Raw genomic sequence first — 620 nt, 5'->3', positions numbered from 1 at the left:
CCAGGGCAAAGGGCATAAAAGCAACGCCTTCTGGAGCAAATTTAAAATAAACAAAATAAGCTAGACCAATACCCAACGCAAAAGGGAATATAATACTAGCATGACTAATCACAATGGCATCTTTGGCTCTGTTTTGCAAAACTTTTAAATCGAGTTCCATACCTATGACGAACATAAAAAGTATCAACCCTATTTGACTCAAAAACTGCAAATTTCCTAACGATTCAACAGGAAACAAGGTTAATGAAAATTCAGGAAAATACAAACCCAACAGCGATGGACCAAGGACTATTCCAGCAATAATTTCACCAATTACAGATGGTTGTCCAATTTTTCTAAAAACCCAACCAAAAAAACGGGCAACTATTATTATGGTTATAATTTGTGCCAAAAGGATAGCAAGAGGATGATGCAAGTTGAGTGACATCGAATCGATAAAATCATTCCAATGACCGTTTTCAACTACGGGTAACAAGAATTTTTTATGAACTTCTAAACCTTTTCCTATACTCAATAACCAATAAATCAAAGCGGTAAATCCTCCTGTAATTACTAAATAAAATATGGTGTTTCTATGGTTTTTCATAAGGTTCTATGTCAATATTTTTCAAACAAAGATG

1 pseudogene is annotated in these 620 nt (G+C 34.0%); it reads right to left on the bottom strand.

What is annotated here, in order from left to right:
• Positions 1–526 (bottom strand): annotated as a pseudogene (locus EKL98_RS18315) (cation:proton antiporter); the annotation flags it as partial.
• Positions 527–620 lie beyond the last annotated feature (94 nt).

The sequence above is a fragment of the Flavobacterium bomense genome (genome assembly GCF_003970355.1).
The sequence above is the reverse complement of the archived record's forward strand: the minus strand, read 5'-3'. Positions and strand labels throughout refer to the sequence as shown.